Origin of the sequence: Kluyvera sp. Awk 3, from assembly GCF_028069715.1 — a bacterium.
Lineage (GTDB): Bacteria > Pseudomonadota > Gammaproteobacteria > Enterobacterales > Enterobacteriaceae > Kluyvera > Kluyvera georgiana_A.
The window spans coordinates 1-14,334 of sequence record NZ_JANEWH010000118.1; the positions used below are offsets into that span (position 1 = coordinate 1).

Genomic DNA, 14,334 nt, shown 5'->3' on the forward strand with positions numbered 1-14,334 from the left:
GACTGTTTTTATTGAAAAATAGTTGTTTATCCCATCTCTGGAAAAATATAGATCAGAGATTACACGTACTTCTGTTAAGTTGAATGACTTTTGAGTTTGAAGTACATGATTAAAATCAGAATCCCAATGTGGTCGAATGCCTGAGCCTCTTAACCTTAGCTGGCTAATATGGTGCTCAATAGCAGATAATTGGTTTTGATCTATTCTAAAGTAGGTCTCTTTCTGTGTCTGGACATTTACTGCTCCTGCTGATGTTGCAATTAGCGCAGAAATTCTTTCTATTACTGACTGTCCAAAGCTTGTACTAAAAGAGCGTTCAAATCTACTCCAAAACACTGCTTCTCGACTTAAGAGAGCAGAGTGGAAAGGCATCATAGTAGCTTCTCGTCGAAGACGCTGTAGTGTTCTGTCGACGCAACTGATGAATTCTTGTCTCACTCTTTGCTTGCAAATCCTATCCATAGGGAACCGCCTGTAGGGTACGAAATTAAAGGCTGGTGGGATACTTGAGATGAAGAATCAAAGTACTACCAAGCCCATCGGCAGTTGGTAGAGCAAACAGTATGTTCCGTTCTTAGAATCTGAGATGGTCTCAATGACCAAAAAGAAGGGCTAAGTGGACGCAATATGGACTCAACCAACAACCAAGGGGCTACGCTTGCACGTAACCCCTTGTTTTATTTGGTGGAGCTGGCGGGAGTTGAACCCGCGTCCGAAATTCCTACATCCTCGGCACTACATGCTTAGTCAGTCTTTACATTCGCCTGGCACCTGCGGACAGACACGCCACTACCAAACTAGCCTGATTAGTTTTAACGCTTCAACCCCAGGCAGGGCTTCCACGCGATCTCTTTTGGGTTTGACCTCTCTTTGATCCCCGTCTTAAGAGCGGAAGCTAGGGAGAGAGGGCTCAGAGCAGGTTATTAAGCTGCTAAAGCGTAGTTTTCGTCGTTTGCGACTATTTTTTGCGGCTTTTTACGAGGCCAACCGCCCCTCGGCATGCACCTTGGGTTTCGCAAATCCCGTCGAATCCAGAATCAGCCCCAATAGTGTTGCAGCAAGTATAACAGAGATGCGGAAGGTGTTGCCAGCAAAAAACGTGTCTCAACAAGCTGTTGGCTGTGCGTTTCTCGTGCAGTTGGCGGTGTTCAGGAGGGATAACGGACTGATACTAAAAAATATCCCCCATAGGTTGGGGGATATTTGTTGTGGCTGGACAGGTATCTGGCTTAGCGCCCTGCATGTTTCATAATACGCGCTTTATCGAGCTGCCATTCACGATCTTTCAGGTCGGAGCGTTTGTCGTGCTGCTTCTTACCTTTGGCGACGCCGATCTTCACCTTACACCAGGCGTTTTTCCAATACAGCGACAGCGCGACTACGGTGTAACCTTCGCGGTTGATACGCCCGTACAGAGAATCCAGTTCGCGCTGGTTGAGCAGCAGTTTACGCGTGCGGGTAGGATCGCAAACGTAATGCGTAGATGCCACGGCCATCGGGGTAAAGTTAGCGCCGAACAGGAACGCTTCACCGTCTTTCAGGATAACGTAGCTGTCGCCGATGTTGGCTTTACCTGCGCGCAGGGATTTCACTTCCCAGCCCTGGAGTGCAAGGCCCGCCTCAAACTCTTCTTCGATAAAGTATTCGTGGCGGGCGCGTTTATTCAGCGCAATCGTGGCCGATCCAGGTTTGTGTGCTTTTTTCTTTGTCATAATATCCTGAAATTATCGCTAATCTGATAAACCTAGCCTCAAGCTCCCGCGAGGCGTAATGCGTTATCTTAGCACGATATAGCCTGTGTCCGTTTTTTTTAACCGTAGATAAATGATACTATTTACGCCTTGTTCGATCATGGAAATTGCTATGCCTCAGATTAGCCGTACTGCGCTGGTTCCCTACAGCGCGGAGCAAATGTATCAACTGGTGAATGATGTGAATGCCTACCCGGATTTTCTTCCCGGTTGTACGGGCAGCCGCGTTCTGGAGTCTGGACCGACGCAAATGACGGCGGCGGTCGATGTCGCAAAAGCGGGTATCAGTAAGACCTTTACCACGCGTAATACCTTAACCGATAACCAGAGTATTTTGATGCATCTGGTCGATGGGCCGTTTAAAAAGCTGATTGGCGGCTGGAAGTTTACGCCGTTAAGCCAGGACGCTTGTAAGATTGAATTCCATCTTGATTTTGAGTTTACCAATAAGCTTATTGAACTGGCGTTTGGTCGTATCTTTAAAGAGCTGGCGCTGAATATGGTGCAGGCATTCACGATGCGTGCCAGAGAGGTTTACCGTGTCGGGTAAGATTGCCGTGGAAGTGGCTTACGCGCTGCCGCAAAAGCAGTACGTGCAGCGTGTCACCCTGGAGGAAGGGGCCACGATCGAGCAGGCGATTCAGGCAAGCGGGTTGTTGGCGCTGCGTGATGATATTGACCTGAGCAAAAATAAGGTCGGTATTTATAGCCGTCCTGCTAAATTGCAGGATGAAGTTCACGACGGCGACCGGGTTGAGATTTATCGTCCCCTGATTGCCGATCCGAAAGAGCTTCGCCGTCAGCGGGCGGAGAAGTCGGCGCAGAAAAAGGGATAGCGCCTTACTGTGATTTACAGACAATAAAAAAGCGCTCAATGAGCGCTTTTTTTGTCACCGCTGACTTATTTGGTCAGCGCTGGTTTGTTATCGATGTTGGTCAGCACACCGCTGCTGTTGAAGGTTAACGTCAGCGTTTGTTGGGTTGCTTTTTCATGCCCAGGCTGCTGGCGGAAAACATAGAACCAGGTGTTGGTGCCGAACGGATCGGTCATCATCGGGGTACCTAAGGTGTAGGCGACCTGTTGTTGGGTCATGCCTGGACGAATTTTCGCTACATCGTTAGGTGCCAGGTAGTTCCCCTGACTAATATCAGGACGGTAAACCACTCGCTCCAGAGTGGAACAGCCTGCAGTCATCATCAGAAGAACCGCTGCGGCAGCAGTCAGCGTTTTACAGCGCATAGTGATTTGATTCCTTTTCGGGCCCGAGCAGTACGCGGCTCATATGTCATGTGCCGATGATAATAGACCTGAGGTAAGTTGGAAACCTTTGATATCAGGTCTTACGGCGTTTTTATTGTGAACTCAGACTCTAAGAAATCAAAAAAGTTTATGCGGCCAGCAACTCTTTCGCATTCGCCAGCGTATTACGGGTGACTTCACTGCCCCCCAGCAGCCGCGCCAGCTCTTGCAGGCGAGCGCGTTTGTCCAGGGGTTGCATATGGGTTTCGGTCATTGCGCCGTCGGTCTCTTTGCTGACGTAGAAGTGGTGGTGCCCACAGCCTGCAACTTGCGGTAGGTGGGTCACACACATCACCTGGGTCGATTCACCCAGTTGGCGCAGCAGCTTACCGACGACTGCCGCCGTTGGGCCGCTAATCCCGACGTCCACTTCATCGAAAATCAGCGCAGGCGTTTCCATCTTGCGTGCGGTAATCACCTGAATGGCCAGCGCGATACGCGACAGTTCACCGCCTGAGGCAACCTTGGCAATCGCCTGTAACGGCTGCCCCGGGTTAGTAGTGACGCGAAACTCAATACGATCTGCGCCTTCGGCGGTCAGATGCTGTTCTTCAAAGCTGACGTCAATATCAAACAGGCCGTGCGGCATCGAGAGCATATGCATGCTGTCGGTAATCAGGTGCGCCAGCTCCTGTGCGCTGGCTTGACGCTGCGCATGCAGCTGGCGCGCAGTGTCCAGTGCCTGTTGGTGATAACGAGAAACCGCCAGTTTGAGCGTTTCGAGTGAGTCGCTCTGGTCGTCGAGCAACTGCTGTTCGTCCAACAGCGACTGGTAGTATTCAGGCAGCGCTTCCGGCGAGATTTGATGCTTCCGCGCCAGGGAAATCTGTTTTGACAGACGCTGTTCCAGCTCGAACAGACGGTTTGGATCGAGATCCATGCGATCGCAATAATGGCGCAGCTCGTCGCTGGCCTCGCTGAGCTGAATGGCCGCTTCTTCCAGCATATCCAGCACGCCGGAGAGTTTGCCGTCCATGCTCACCAGTTCACCGGCCAACTGACGGGCTGTGTAGAGCTGGCTTTGCAGGTTTACGTCGTCGCCGTCGGCCAGGATAGCCAGCGCGTGCTGGCTCGTGGAGAGTAACTGGCCGCTATTTGCAAGGCGCTTGTACTCTTCATCGATTTGTTCATATTCACCGGGCTGCGGATTGAACTCGATCAGCTCTTTCAGCTGGTATTGCAGCAGCTCGGCTCGCGCGGCGCGTTCCTGGCTTTGCTGCTGGTGAGCCGCCAGATCGCGGCAGCTTTGGTGCCAGAGACGGTAATTTTCCGCCATTTGATGCGTGAGAGTCGATTCGCCTGCGTAGGCATCAAGTAGCGTTTTCTGGTGTTCGGATTTAACTAACTGCTGGTGTGCGTGCTGGCCGTGGATCTGAATAAGCAACTGGCCCAGCTCTCGCAGTTGGGAAAGCGGTACGGCCGTGCCGTTAATAAAGCCACGAGAACGACCATCGCTGCTGATGACGCGGCGCAGCAGGCACTCGCGGCCATCCTCCAGCTGATTTTCCTCGAGCCAGCGCAGGGCCGCAGGCGTGTCCTTCAGCGCAAAGCGCGCGCAGAGGTCGGCGCGAGTGGCGCCAACGCGGACCATGTCGGCTTCCGCTCGACCGCCCAGGCACAGCCCGAGGGCATCAATTGCAATAGATTTACCCGCACCGGTTTCACCGGTGATGGCCGTCATGCCGCTGTTGAAGTCGATTTCAAGTTCACGAACGATTGCAAAATTGCTGATGGTCAGTTGTGCCAACATAGCCGCTTTCCTGTATGAAAACCCATAACTGTGTTTTCATACAGTATAGACTGGTTTTTTATCCAGTAAAGAGGCGGCGATAAAATTAGAACAATTTTTTTGACCAGCCAAGTTTTGTGCTTAATGTATTGAAATAGCTGTAGTCTTTGGGGTGAATGAGATTCAGGTGATAGTCGCTGCGGCGGATCAATACGTCTTCGCCTTCCTGGATGGGCAGGGCAATCTGGCTATCACAGCTGATTTCCAGGTCGCTGCGGCGGTGCGAAAAACGCAGGCGGATGGTGCTGTTGCTGTTAATCACCAGCGGGCGCGCGGAGAGCGTATGCGGGAACATTGGCACCAGAGTAATCGCATCTAATGATGGGGTGAGAATCGGCCCCCCGGCGGAAAGTGAGTAGGCGGTGGAGCCGGTTGGGGTGGAGATAATCAGGCCATCGGAACGCTGGGAGAAGGCGAAGGTCTCGTCGATATACACTTCAAACTCAATCATGTGCGCCACTTTGCCCGGGTGCAGCACGACTTCGTTGATGGCGGTGCTGATCCGCTTCTGGCAGTTCTGCTGGCATACCTGAGCCTCCAGTAAGAAGCGCTTTTCAGCAATGTAATTGCCGTCCAGCACGTCGGCAAGCTGCTGATGGGCGTTGTCGGGGTCAAGGTCGGTCAGGAAGCCGAGGTTGCCGCGGTTAATGCCAATGACGCTGATGTCGTAGCGTGCGAGAGTACGCGCCGCGCCGAGCATATTGCCGTCGCCGCCAACCACCACCGCGAGATCCGCTTTTTGACCAATTTCGGCCAGCGTGCCGGTTTTCACATTATCGAGCTTCAGCTCCTGGGCTATCTGGCGCTCAACAATGACATCGAGGCCTTTGGTGCACAGCCAGCGATAGAGCATTTCATGTGTCGTCAGGGCCGTCGGGTGACGAGGGTGTCCTACAATACCGATACACTTGAAATGATTGTTCATTTTCTGAATGTCCTTGTGCCGAAGATTGGTGACAATGTGAGAGCTTCCCTTGAAACCCGAAATCTTATCCCCATAATAAGCCAAGTTAGCGAGATGATTGCGAAAAAACGCGGAGAAATTCATGAGTAGTAAAGAACAGAAAACGCCTGAGGGGCAATCCCCGGAAGAAATTATCATGGATCAGCACGAAGAAGTTGAGGCGGTTGAACCAGACGCTTCTGCTGAGCAGGTGGATCCGCGCGACGAAAAAATTGCGAACCTTGAATCGCAGTTGGCGGAAGCCGAAACTCGCGAGCGCGAAAGCGTACTGCGTGTAAAGGCCGAGATGGAAAACCTGCGTCGTCGCACTGAAATTGACGTTGAGAAGGCGCACAAGTTTGCGCTGGAAAAATTCGTCAACGAACTGCTGCCGGTGCTGGACAGCCTGGACCGTGCGCTGGAAGTGGCCAACAAAGACGGCGACGCGATGGCGGCGATGATCGAAGGTATTGAACTGACGCGTAAGTCGATGCTGGACGTGGTCGCGAAATTTGGCGTGCAGGTTGTCGCCGATATCGACGTGCCGATGGATCCGAACGTTCACCAGGCGATTGCGATGGTGGAGTCTGACGAAGTGGCCGCTGGCAACGTGCTGATGGTGATGCAGAAGGGTTACACCCTGAACGGTCGTACTATTCGCGCGGCGATGGTGTCTGTTGCGAAAGCGAAGGCATAATCTTCGCGTTCCCCTCTCCCCTGCCGGGGAGAGGGGATATCTTTAATCCTTCACGCTTTCCCGCAGCGGTTTCACCGGGTTCACCTGCACCTGCTTAATCACGTTATCCTGCACCTCGAGAATATCGATATCATACTGGGCAATGCGAACGCGCGTGCCTGCAGCCGGAATCTCTTCCAGTGCTTCAACAATCATCCCGTTCATGGTGCGCGCTTCGTCTTCCGGCAGGTGCCAGTTGAAGGCTTTATTCAGTTCGCGCACGTTGGCGCCGCCGTCGATAATGACAGAGCCATCATTTTGCGGGTTAACTTCTTCGGCAAGCGATGGTGACATAGAGGTGGTGAAGTCGCCGACGATCTCTTCCAGAATGTCTTCCACCGTCACCAGACCCTGAATATCGCCATATTCGTCAACCACCAGTCCCACTTTCTTCTTATTGCGCTGGAATTTCACCAACTGGGTGCTGAGCGGCGTTCCCTCTGGCACGAAGTAAATCTCATCGGCGGCGCGCAGCATCACCTCTTTGGTAAACTCTTTTTTCTCGGTCATCAGACGATAGGCTTCGCGCACGCGCAGCATACTGATGGCATCGTCGAGACTATCGCGGTACAGCACGATGCGACCATGCGGCGAGTGGGTAAGTTGGCGGACGATAGACTTCCAGTCGTCGTTGATGTTGATGCCGACGATTTCGTTGCGCGGCACCATAATGTCATCGACGCTAACTTTTTCCAGATCCAGCACCGACAGCAGCATGTCCTGATTGCGGCGTGAAATCTGCGAGCGGGATTCATTCACGATGGTGCGCAGCTCATCTTTGCTGAGCGCGCTGCTGATAGTGATGTCGGTTTTAATGCCCATCATGCGCATCAGGATGCGGGTGATGAGGTTAAGCAGCCAGACCAGCGGCATCATCAGAACTTGCAGCGGCGCGAGCAGGAAGCTGCTGGGATAGGCGACCTTTTCCGGGTAGAGCGCGGCGATGGTTTTGGGCAGCACTTCAGCGAACACCAGTACCACAAAGGTCAGCACGCCGGTAGCGATGGCGACGCCCAGATCGCCATACAGGCGCATGCCGACAATGGTACCGAGCGCGGAAGCCAGGATGTTGACCAGGTTGTTGCCAATCAACACCAGGCTGATGAGACGGTCAGGCTTTTTCAGCAGCTTTTCAACTCGCCGCGCGGATTTGTCGCCCTGCTTCGCCAGATGACGTAGTCGATAGCGATTGAGCGTCATCATGCCGGTTTCAGAACCGGAGAAATAGGCGGAGATGACCACCATGATGATCAGCGTCACGATCAGCGTGGTGGTAGAGATATGTTCCAAGAGAATTCCTTAGTACTTAGCCCACGAATTGTTGAATCACGCGGCTACCAAAGTAGGCGAGCGTCAGAATGCCAGCGCCCGCCACGTTAAACCAAACCACCCGGCGACCGCGCCACCCTTCGTGATAGTGACCCCATAACAACACGATATAGACGAACCAGGCGATGATGGAAAGGACAGCCTTGTCGATATTTTCCATGCTAAAGAGGTTATGCATGTAAAACAGGCCGGTACAGAGGGTCAGCGTGAGCAGAACGACGCCAACCTGGGTGATGTGAAACATTTTGCGCTCAATGACCATCAGCGGCGGCATTTCGTGATTGAACGCCAGCTTCTTATTCTTGAGCTGATAGTCAATCCATGCCAGCTGTAGCGCATACAGAGCGGCAATAATCAGCGTTGCGTAGGAGAACAGCGACAGGCCGATATGCACCATCATCCCCGGCGTCGCTTCCAGATGGGTAATAAACTCATTGGGCATGAAGGTGGCGAAGGCGAGATTGATCAGCGCGAAGGCATAGACGATGGGCAACAGCAGCCAGCCGCGGTTACGCGAAGCCACGATGGTCATCACCGTACAGATCATCAGGCTCACCAGCGAGCCAACGTTTAACAGGCTGAGATTCTGCCCGCTGTCACCGCCCGGCAGGATACGGGCTTCCAGCGCAAATGCATGGCACACCAGCGCCACGGTGGCGGAAAGAATCGCCATACGCCGCCAGCCGCTGTTTTTTTGCAGCAGTCCGGGGATGATCAGCGCCAGGCTGATGGAGTAGGCAACAAGCGCGAGCAGGGCAAACACAGGCATAAAGAGTCGGCAGTCGTCAAAGTGAAGAAAGAGAAGCAGTATATACGCAAAATCCCTCGAGTTGTATCAAGGCGCACAGGTGGTGTGAGGGGGATGGCGTCACGTTACGCGATATCAGCGCCAACCACGGCCTCACAACTCGCCCGGTGTCGTGTTATACTCCCGCAAATTTCCGTTTTTTTGTCGCGTAAGCGACTCACCGTTTCCACCCCAGGCGAGAGACAATGTTTGATAATTTAACCGATCGTTTGTCGCGCACGCTGCGCAATATCAGTGGCCGTGGACGCCTTACTGAAGACAACGTAAAAGAGACGCTGCGCGAAGTGCGCATGGCGCTGCTGGAGGCTGACGTTGCGCTGCCGGTAGTGCGTGATTTTATCAATCGCGTAAAAGAAAAAGCGGTTGGTCATGAAGTTAACAAAAGCCTGACCCCGGGTCAGGAATTCGTCAAAATCGTGCGTAGCGAACTGGTTTCGGCGATGGGCGAAGAGAACCAGACGCTGAACCTCGCCGCGCAGCCGCCGGCAGTCGTGCTGATGGCGGGCCTGCAGGGTGCGGGTAAAACCACCAGCGTCGGTAAGCTGGGTAAATTCCTGCGCGAGAAGCACAAGAAGAAAGTCTTGGTGGTTTCTGCCGACGTTTATCGCCCGGCGGCGATCAAACAGCTGGAAACCCTGGCTGAACAGGTTGGCGTGGACTTCTTCCCGTCTGACGTTGGCCAGAAGCCTATCGATATCGTTAACGCGGCGCTGAAAGAAGCGAAGCTGAAATTCTACGACGTGCTGTTGGTGGATACCGCCGGTCGTCTGCACGTTGACGAAGCGATGATGGACGAAATCAAGCAGGTTCACGCGGCCATTAAGCCGGTTGAAACCCTGTTTGTTGTCGACGCGATGACCGGTCAGGATGCGGCAAACACCGCCAAGGCCTTTAACGAAGCGCTGCCGCTGACCGGCGTAGTGCTGACCAAGGTCGACGGCGATGCGCGCGGCGGTGCGGCACTCTCTATTCGTCACATTACCGGCAAACCGATTAAATTCCTCGGTGTCGGCGAGAAAACCGAAGCGCTGGAGCCGTTCCACCCGGACCGTATCGCTTCCCGTATCCTCGGCATGGGCGACGTGCTGTCGCTGATCGAAGATATTGAGAGTAAGGTTGACCGCGCGCAGGCTGAGAAGCTGGCGACCAAGCTGAAGAAGGGCGATGGTTTCGACCTGAACGACTTCCTGGAACAGCTCAAGCAGATGAAAAACATGGGCGGCATGGCGAGCCTGATGGGCAAACTGCCGGGCATGGGCCAGATTCCAGACAACGTCAAATCCCAGATGGATGACAAAGTGCTGGTGCGTATGGAAGCGATCATCAACTCGATGACGCTGAAAGAGCGCGCGAAGCCGGAAATCATCAAAGGTTCCCGTAAGCGTCGTATCGCCCAGGGCTGCGGCCTGCAGGTGCAGGACGTGAACCGTCTGCTCAAGCAGTTCGACGACATGCAGCGCATGATGAAAAAGATGAAGTCGAAAGGCGGCATGATGAAAATGATGCGCGGAATGAAGGGTATGATGCCCCCAGGATTCCCCGGCAGATAATACGGATTGCATTTTGCCCAAAAATGAGTAAAATTTTCGGGCTTTTAATATGACACCGGGCCCCTTCCCTCGATGGGGCCCGGTTGTTCTATTCACACAAGAGGATGTTATGGTAACTATTCGTTTAGCACGTCACGGCGCTAAAAAGCGTCCGTTCTACCAGGTTGTTGTTACTGACAGCCGTAACGCACGTAACGGTCGCTTCATCGAGCGCGTTGGTTTCTTCAACCCGATCGCTTCTGGCGCGGAAGAAGGCACCCGTCTGGATCTGGACCGTATCGCACACTGGGTTGGCCAGGGCGCAACTATCTCTGATCGCGTATCTGCGCTGATCAAAGAAGCTAAAAAAGCAGCTTAATCTGTCACGGTGGTCATGATGAGCAAGCAACACACCGCACAAGCACCTGTTGATCCGATCGTATTGGGGAAAATGGGTTCTTCCTACGGTATCCGTGGTTGGCTCAGAGTGTTTTCCTCCACCGAAGACGCCGAAAGCATTTTTGACTATCAGCCCTGGTTAATCCAGAAGGCGGGTCAGTGGCAGACCGTTGAGCTGGAAAGCTGGCGCTACCACAATCAGGATATCGTTATTAAGCTGAAAGGCGTTGACGATCGCGATGCCGCGAATCTGCTGACGAACTGCGAAATTATCGTGGATTCCTCGCAGCTGCCGGCGCTGGAAGATGGAAGCTATTACTGGAAAGACCTGATGGGCTGCCAGGTAGTGACCACGGAAGGCTACGGTCTCGGTAAAGTCATCGATATGATGGAAACCGGGTCGAATGACGTTCTCGTCATTAAGGCAAACCTGAAAGATGCATTTGGCATCAAGGAGCGGTTGGTTCCGTTCCTCGATGGGCAGGTTATCAAGAAAGTCGATCTCGCTACTCGTACTATCGAAGTAGATTGGGATCCTGGTTTTTAAACCACCGGATAAACGGTAAAAGACGGCGCTATGTGGATTGGCATAATTAGCCTGTTTCCTGAAATGTTCCGCGCAATTACCGATTACGGGGTAACTGGCCGGGCAGTAAAAAATGGCCTGCTGAGCATCCAGAGCTGGAGTCCTCGTGACTTCACGCATGACCGGCACCGTACCGTGGACGATCGTCCTTACGGCGGCGGACCGGGGATGTTAATGATGGTACAACCTTTACGGGACGCCATTCATGCAGCAAAAGCCGCGGCAGGTGAAGGCGCAAAGGTGATTTATCTGTCACCTCAGGGACGCAAGCTTGATCAAGCGGGCGTCAGCGAACTGGCCACGAACCAAAAGCTGATTCTGGTATGTGGTCGCTACGAAGGTATCGATGAGCGCGTGATTCAGACCGAGATTGACGAAGAATGGTCTATCGGCGATTACGTTCTCAGCGGTGGAGAGTTACCGGCAATGACGCTGATCGACTCCGTTTCCCGGTTTATTCCGGGTGTACTGGGTCATGAAGCATCAGCAATCGAAGATTCGTTTGCTGACGGGTTGCTGGACTGTCCGCACTATACCCGCCCTGAAGTGTTGGAAGGAATGGAAGTACCGCCGGTTCTGCTGTCGGGAAACCATGCCGAGATACGTCGCTGGCGTTTGAAGCAGTCGCTGGGCCGCTCCTGGCTTAGAAGACCTGAACTTCTGGAAAACCTGGCTCTGACTGAAGAGCAAGCAAGGTTGCTGGCGGAGTTCAAACAGGAACACGCGCAACAGCAACATAAACATGATGGGCTGGTCTGAGACCCCCAAATATCAGTTTACCCAGGATAAGAGATTAAATTATGAGCAACATTATTAAGCAACTTGAACAAGAACAGATGAAGCAGGACGTACCTTCCTTCCGTCCGGGTGATACCGTGGAAGTGAAAGTATGGGTTGTTGAAGGTTCCAAAAAACGTCTGCAGGCATTTGAGGGCGTGGTTATCGCTATTCGTAGCCGCGGTCTGCACTCTGCATTCACTGTTCGTAAAATTTCCAACGGCGAAGGCGTTGAGCGTGTCTTCCAGACTCACTCTCCGGTAGTTGACAGCATTGCTGTTAAACGTCGTGGTGCTGTACGTAAAGCTAAACTGTACTACCTGCGTGAGCGCACTGGTAAGTCTGCTCGTATCAAAGAGCGTCTTAACTAAGATTCGCGCAAGCGACATCCTGTTAGAAAAGGGCTGGCCGAAAGGCTGGCCCTTTTTTTATCCTCAAACGCACCATGCGTTAACATTTGGTTGTTAAATCATTTACAATGTCCTCATTCATTGGAGGGTAGTGTGAGCGGCAGAGCATCCAACATCACAGCACTGAAACAGTGGGCCGCCAGGCTTGCGCTGTTAGCTATGGCGCTGATTATCTTTGCTCCGCTGGTCTCTGTATCGCTACAGCAATCGCCGATGAGCGCGATGCCTGGTATGCACCATGACATGACCATGCCGATGCCCACTCATCATGCGATGCCGGACAGCATGCCCATCGACCACGGTGAGGCCTGTGGCTACTGCGTGCTGTTGGCCCATGTTCCCGGCATGATGCTGGCGCTGTGCGTACTGCTGTGCGCGCTGTTGCTGCGCGTGACGATTACCGCTTTCCCGCCTCTGGTGACCCACTGGCGCTATTTCCCCTGGCTCTTCCCCGATACCCGCGCGCCGCCGCGTTTGTCTGCTTTACCTGCTTAAAAATGATAAATGACGCCTTAGCGTCACACCTCTTTTCGCATGTATGAAGGAAGAGTATGACAACCTGCACCTCGCGGGCGGCCTGGGTGCACCTGCTGCGCCGCCTGCATTTTTTTATCGGTCTGTTTGTTGGGCCATTTATTTTCGTCGCGGCCCTGACGGGCACACTGTATGTCGCCACGCCGCAGCTAGAGAACCTGCTGTATCGCGATGCGCTACACGGCACCGTTGGCGGAGAGCGGCAGCCAATAGCCGTGCAGATTTCGGCTGCGGAACGCGCATTGAATACGCCGTTGCGTCTGAGCGCCGTTCGACCTGCGTTGGAAGCGGGTGAAACCACACGCGTGATGTTTGCCGATCCGGCGCTTCAGGCCTCGGAAAATCGCGCCATCTTTGTTGATCCGGTAACGTTGGCGGTGAAAGGCGATATGACGGTCTATGGCACCAGCGGTATTTTACCGCTGCGTCAGTGGATTGATTATGCGCATCGCTCGCTGCTGCTGGGGGATATGGGGCGTTTGTACAGCGAGCTGGCCGCCTCGTGGATGTGGGTGGCGGCGTTGGGGGGAATCGTTCTTTGGGCCTTTACCCGCCCTAAGCGGCGTATTAAAAATCGTCTGCAGAATACGCGCCGCGTTCATGTCACCCTTGGCTGGTGTCTACTGGCGGGGATGCTGCTGTTCTCCGCCACCGGCTTAACCTGGTCGCAGTGGGCCGGAGGGAATGTTGATAAGCTGCGCGCTGCTTTTGATTGGCTGACACCGCAGGTCAATACCCAACTGCACGGCGGTGAGATGATGGCGATGGATCCTCATGCGGAGCATCGCGGCCATGCTGACGAGATGACGCCGCATGCCTCGCCGATCGCCTGGGATCGGATCGATGCCGTCATTAACGTTGCTCAGCGCGGCGGCATCGATGCAACCCATCTGGAGATCCGCCCGCCGCGTAGCGCCGATCGCGCGTGGACGGTAACTGAGATCGACCGACGCTGGCCTACGCAGGTCGATGCCGTTGCGGTTGATCCGCACTCTCTGGCGATTATCGACTATACGCAGTTTGCTGATTTCCCGCTGATGGCAAAGCTCACGCGCTGGGGGGTTGATTTCCATATGGGGATCCTGTTCGGTTTACCAAACCAGCTTTTGTTGATCGCCTTTGGGCTGGCGCTGTGCGTGGCGATTGTGATGGGCTATCGGCTCTGGTGGATTAAACGTCCTGCCCAGATACCGATCAGCCCGCTGCAAACGCTGACGCAAAGCTGGCTGGCATTGGCGCTGCCTGCGCGTACTGTAACACTCGTCGTCACCGTGGCACTTGGTCTGGCGTTGCCGGTGATGGGGGCAAGTTTGCTGCTGTTTGTTGCCATTGACTGGGGGCGCTGGCGCAGCAGGGTCGCACAGGGATTATCGCGCGTAGCTGAATAGCGCGCTTAACTCAGGGTGAACGCATTGGCGTTCGCCCTTTTTTATACCTCTTAAT

The 14,334-nt window shown here is 53.8% G+C and carries 17 protein-coding genes and 1 other RNA gene; 10 read left to right on the forward strand and 8 right to left on the reverse strand.

Translation table 11 applies throughout. The features are described 5' to 3' along the window. The 3 genes from NNN71_RS19380 to smpB form a co-directional block, all read right to left on the reverse strand. On the reverse strand, positions 1-462 hold a 462-nt coding region (locus tag NNN71_RS19380; RefSeq protein ID WP_271459132.1), incomplete at its 3' end, for a TdeIII family type II restriction endonuclease. 220 nt (positions 463-682) lie between these two features. After that, positions 683-1,045, reverse strand: a transfer-messenger RNA (tmRNA) gene (gene ssrA / locus NNN71_RS19385). 184 nt (positions 1,046-1,229) lie between these two features. After that, on the reverse strand, positions 1,230-1,712 hold the full coding sequence (gene smpB / locus NNN71_RS19390) for an SsrA-binding protein SmpB (protein WP_064543348.1): 483 nt from the start codon (positions 1,710-1,712) through the stop codon (positions 1,230-1,232). Positions 1,713-1,863: 151 nt separating this feature from the next. On the opposite strand from smpB, the gene NNN71_RS19395 reads away from it, so the two are divergent. Together NNN71_RS19395 and NNN71_RS19400 are read left to right on the forward strand one after the other, a co-directional pair. Next, positions 1,864-2,301: a type II toxin-antitoxin system RatA family toxin gene (locus tag NNN71_RS19395; protein WP_064543350.1), complete on the forward strand. Its 438-nt coding sequence runs from the start codon at positions 1,864-1,866 to the stop codon at positions 2,299-2,301. Further along, positions 2,291-2,587, forward strand: a complete 297-nt coding sequence (locus tag NNN71_RS19400; RefSeq protein ID WP_163448347.1) for an RnfH family protein — start codon at positions 2,291-2,293, stop codon at positions 2,585-2,587. Before NNN71_RS19395 ends, NNN71_RS19400 begins: the two co-directional genes overlap by 11 nt. Positions 2,588-2,652: 65 nt before the next feature. Here NNN71_RS19400 and bamE read toward each other — a convergent pair whose 3' ends face one another. The 3 genes from bamE to nadK form a co-directional block, all read right to left on the reverse strand. Then, positions 2,653-2,991 (reverse strand): outer membrane protein assembly factor BamE, encoded by a 339-nt coding sequence (bamE, locus tag NNN71_RS19405; protein WP_064543353.1) that lies wholly within the window; start codon positions 2,989-2,991, stop codon positions 2,653-2,655. A gap of 148 nt (positions 2,992-3,139) precedes the next feature. Continuing rightward, a complete protein-coding gene (gene recN / locus NNN71_RS19410) occupies positions 3,140-4,801 on the reverse strand; it encodes a DNA repair protein RecN (protein ID WP_271459133.1) in 1,662 nt (553 codons plus the stop codon). An 85-nt stretch (positions 4,802-4,886) separates the two neighbouring features. Continuing rightward, positions 4,887-5,765: an NAD(+) kinase gene (gene nadK / locus NNN71_RS19415; RefSeq protein WP_064543386.1), complete on the reverse strand. Its 879-nt coding sequence runs from the start codon at positions 5,763-5,765 to the stop codon at positions 4,887-4,889. A 121-nt stretch (positions 5,766-5,886) separates the two neighbouring features. Between nadK and grpE the strand changes: the two genes are divergently transcribed. Continuing rightward, complete coding sequence (grpE, locus tag NNN71_RS19420; RefSeq protein ID WP_167575206.1) at positions 5,887-6,480, forward strand: nucleotide exchange factor GrpE; 594 nt, start codon at positions 5,887-5,889, stop codon at positions 6,478-6,480. Between the two features lie 42 nt (positions 6,481-6,522). Here the strand turns inward: grpE and NNN71_RS19425 are convergent, their stop codons facing one another. After that, positions 6,523-7,809 carry an HlyC/CorC family transporter gene (locus NNN71_RS19425; protein WP_163448353.1) on the reverse strand — a complete coding sequence of 429 codons (1,287 nt, stop codon included), beginning with the start codon at positions 7,807-7,809 and terminating at the stop codon, positions 6,523-6,525. Positions 7,810-7,825: 16 nt separating this feature from the next. Then, the gene (locus tag NNN71_RS19430) at positions 7,826-8,617 is read right to left on the reverse strand and encodes a cytochrome C assembly family protein (RefSeq protein ID WP_163448355.1); all 792 of its coding nucleotides are present in this window, start codon (positions 8,615-8,617) and stop codon (positions 7,826-7,828) included. Positions 8,618-8,841: 224 nt separating this feature from the next. On the opposite strand from NNN71_RS19430, the gene ffh reads away from it, so the two are divergent. The 7 genes from ffh to NNN71_RS19465 all read left to right on the forward strand — a co-directional run bounded on the left by ffh (position 8,842) and on the right by NNN71_RS19465 (position 14,279). Next, a complete protein-coding gene (ffh, locus tag NNN71_RS19435) occupies positions 8,842-10,206 on the forward strand; it encodes a signal recognition particle protein (RefSeq protein WP_064543362.1) in 1,365 nt (454 codons plus the stop codon). Positions 10,207-10,315: 109 nt separating this feature from the next. After that, a complete protein-coding gene (gene rpsP, locus NNN71_RS19440; RefSeq protein ID WP_064543364.1) occupies positions 10,316-10,564 on the forward strand; it encodes a 30S ribosomal protein S16 in 249 nt (82 codons plus the stop codon). An 18-nt stretch (positions 10,565-10,582) separates the two neighbouring features. Continuing rightward, positions 10,583-11,131 carry a ribosome maturation factor RimM gene (gene rimM / locus NNN71_RS19445; protein ID WP_035894946.1) on the forward strand — a complete coding sequence of 183 codons (549 nt, stop codon included), beginning with the start codon at positions 10,583-10,585 and terminating at the stop codon, positions 11,129-11,131. A gap of 30 nt (positions 11,132-11,161) precedes the next feature. Then, on the forward strand, positions 11,162-11,929 hold the full coding sequence (gene trmD / locus NNN71_RS19450) for a tRNA (guanosine(37)-N1)-methyltransferase TrmD (protein WP_064543366.1): 768 nt from the start codon (positions 11,162-11,164) through the stop codon (positions 11,927-11,929). 41 nt (positions 11,930-11,970) lie between these two features. Beyond that, positions 11,971-12,318 (forward strand): 50S ribosomal protein L19, encoded by a 348-nt coding sequence (gene rplS / locus NNN71_RS19455; protein ID WP_006687325.1) that lies wholly within the window; start codon positions 11,971-11,973, stop codon positions 12,316-12,318. Positions 12,319-12,450: 132 nt separating this feature from the next. Continuing rightward, positions 12,451-12,852 carry a DUF2946 domain-containing protein gene (locus NNN71_RS19460; RefSeq protein ID WP_271459134.1) on the forward strand — a complete coding sequence of 134 codons (402 nt, stop codon included), beginning with the start codon at positions 12,451-12,453 and terminating at the stop codon, positions 12,850-12,852. A 56-nt stretch (positions 12,853-12,908) separates the two neighbouring features. Further along, positions 12,909-14,279, forward strand: a complete 1,371-nt coding sequence (locus tag NNN71_RS19465; RefSeq protein ID WP_271459135.1) for a PepSY-associated TM helix domain-containing protein — start codon at positions 12,909-12,911, stop codon at positions 14,277-14,279. Positions 14,280-14,334 lie beyond the last annotated feature (55 nt).

What these genes read in the sequence shown, in the direction of transcription:
- recN (WP_271459133.1), bottom strand. Translation starts at nt 4,801, where the DNA reads ATGTTGGCACAACTGACCATCAGCAATTTTGCAATCGTTCGTGAACTT.
- NNN71_RS19430 (WP_163448355.1), bottom strand. Translation starts at nt 8,617, where the DNA reads ATGCCTGTGTTTGCCCTGCTCGCGCTTGTTGCCTACTCCATCAGCCTG.
- rplS (WP_006687325.1), top strand. Translation starts at nt 11,971, where the DNA reads ATGAGCAACATTATTAAGCAACTTGAACAAGAACAGATGAAGCAGGAC.
- nadK (WP_064543386.1), bottom strand. Translation starts at nt 5,765, where the DNA reads ATGAACAATCATTTCAAGTGTATCGGTATTGTAGGACACCCTCGTCAC.
- trmD (WP_064543366.1), top strand. Translation starts at nt 11,162, where the DNA reads ATGTGGATTGGCATAATTAGCCTGTTTCCTGAAATGTTCCGCGCAATT.
- rimM (WP_035894946.1), top strand. Translation starts at nt 10,583, where the DNA reads ATGAGCAAGCAACACACCGCACAAGCACCTGTTGATCCGATCGTATTG.
- NNN71_RS19395 (WP_064543350.1), top strand. Translation starts at nt 1,864, where the DNA reads ATGCCTCAGATTAGCCGTACTGCGCTGGTTCCCTACAGCGCGGAGCAA.
- smpB (WP_064543348.1), bottom strand. Translation starts at nt 1,712, where the DNA reads ATGACAAAGAAAAAAGCACACAAACCTGGATCGGCCACGATTGCGCTG.
- ffh (WP_064543362.1), top strand. Translation starts at nt 8,842, where the DNA reads ATGTTTGATAATTTAACCGATCGTTTGTCGCGCACGCTGCGCAATATC.
- bamE (WP_064543353.1), bottom strand. Translation starts at nt 2,991, where the DNA reads ATGCGCTGTAAAACGCTGACTGCTGCCGCAGCGGTTCTTCTGATGATG.
- NNN71_RS19465 (WP_271459135.1), top strand. Translation starts at nt 12,909, where the DNA reads ATGACAACCTGCACCTCGCGGGCGGCCTGGGTGCACCTGCTGCGCCGC.
- grpE (WP_167575206.1), top strand. Translation starts at nt 5,887, where the DNA reads ATGAGTAGTAAAGAACAGAAAACGCCTGAGGGGCAATCCCCGGAAGAA.
- rpsP (WP_064543364.1), top strand. Translation starts at nt 10,316, where the DNA reads ATGGTAACTATTCGTTTAGCACGTCACGGCGCTAAAAAGCGTCCGTTC.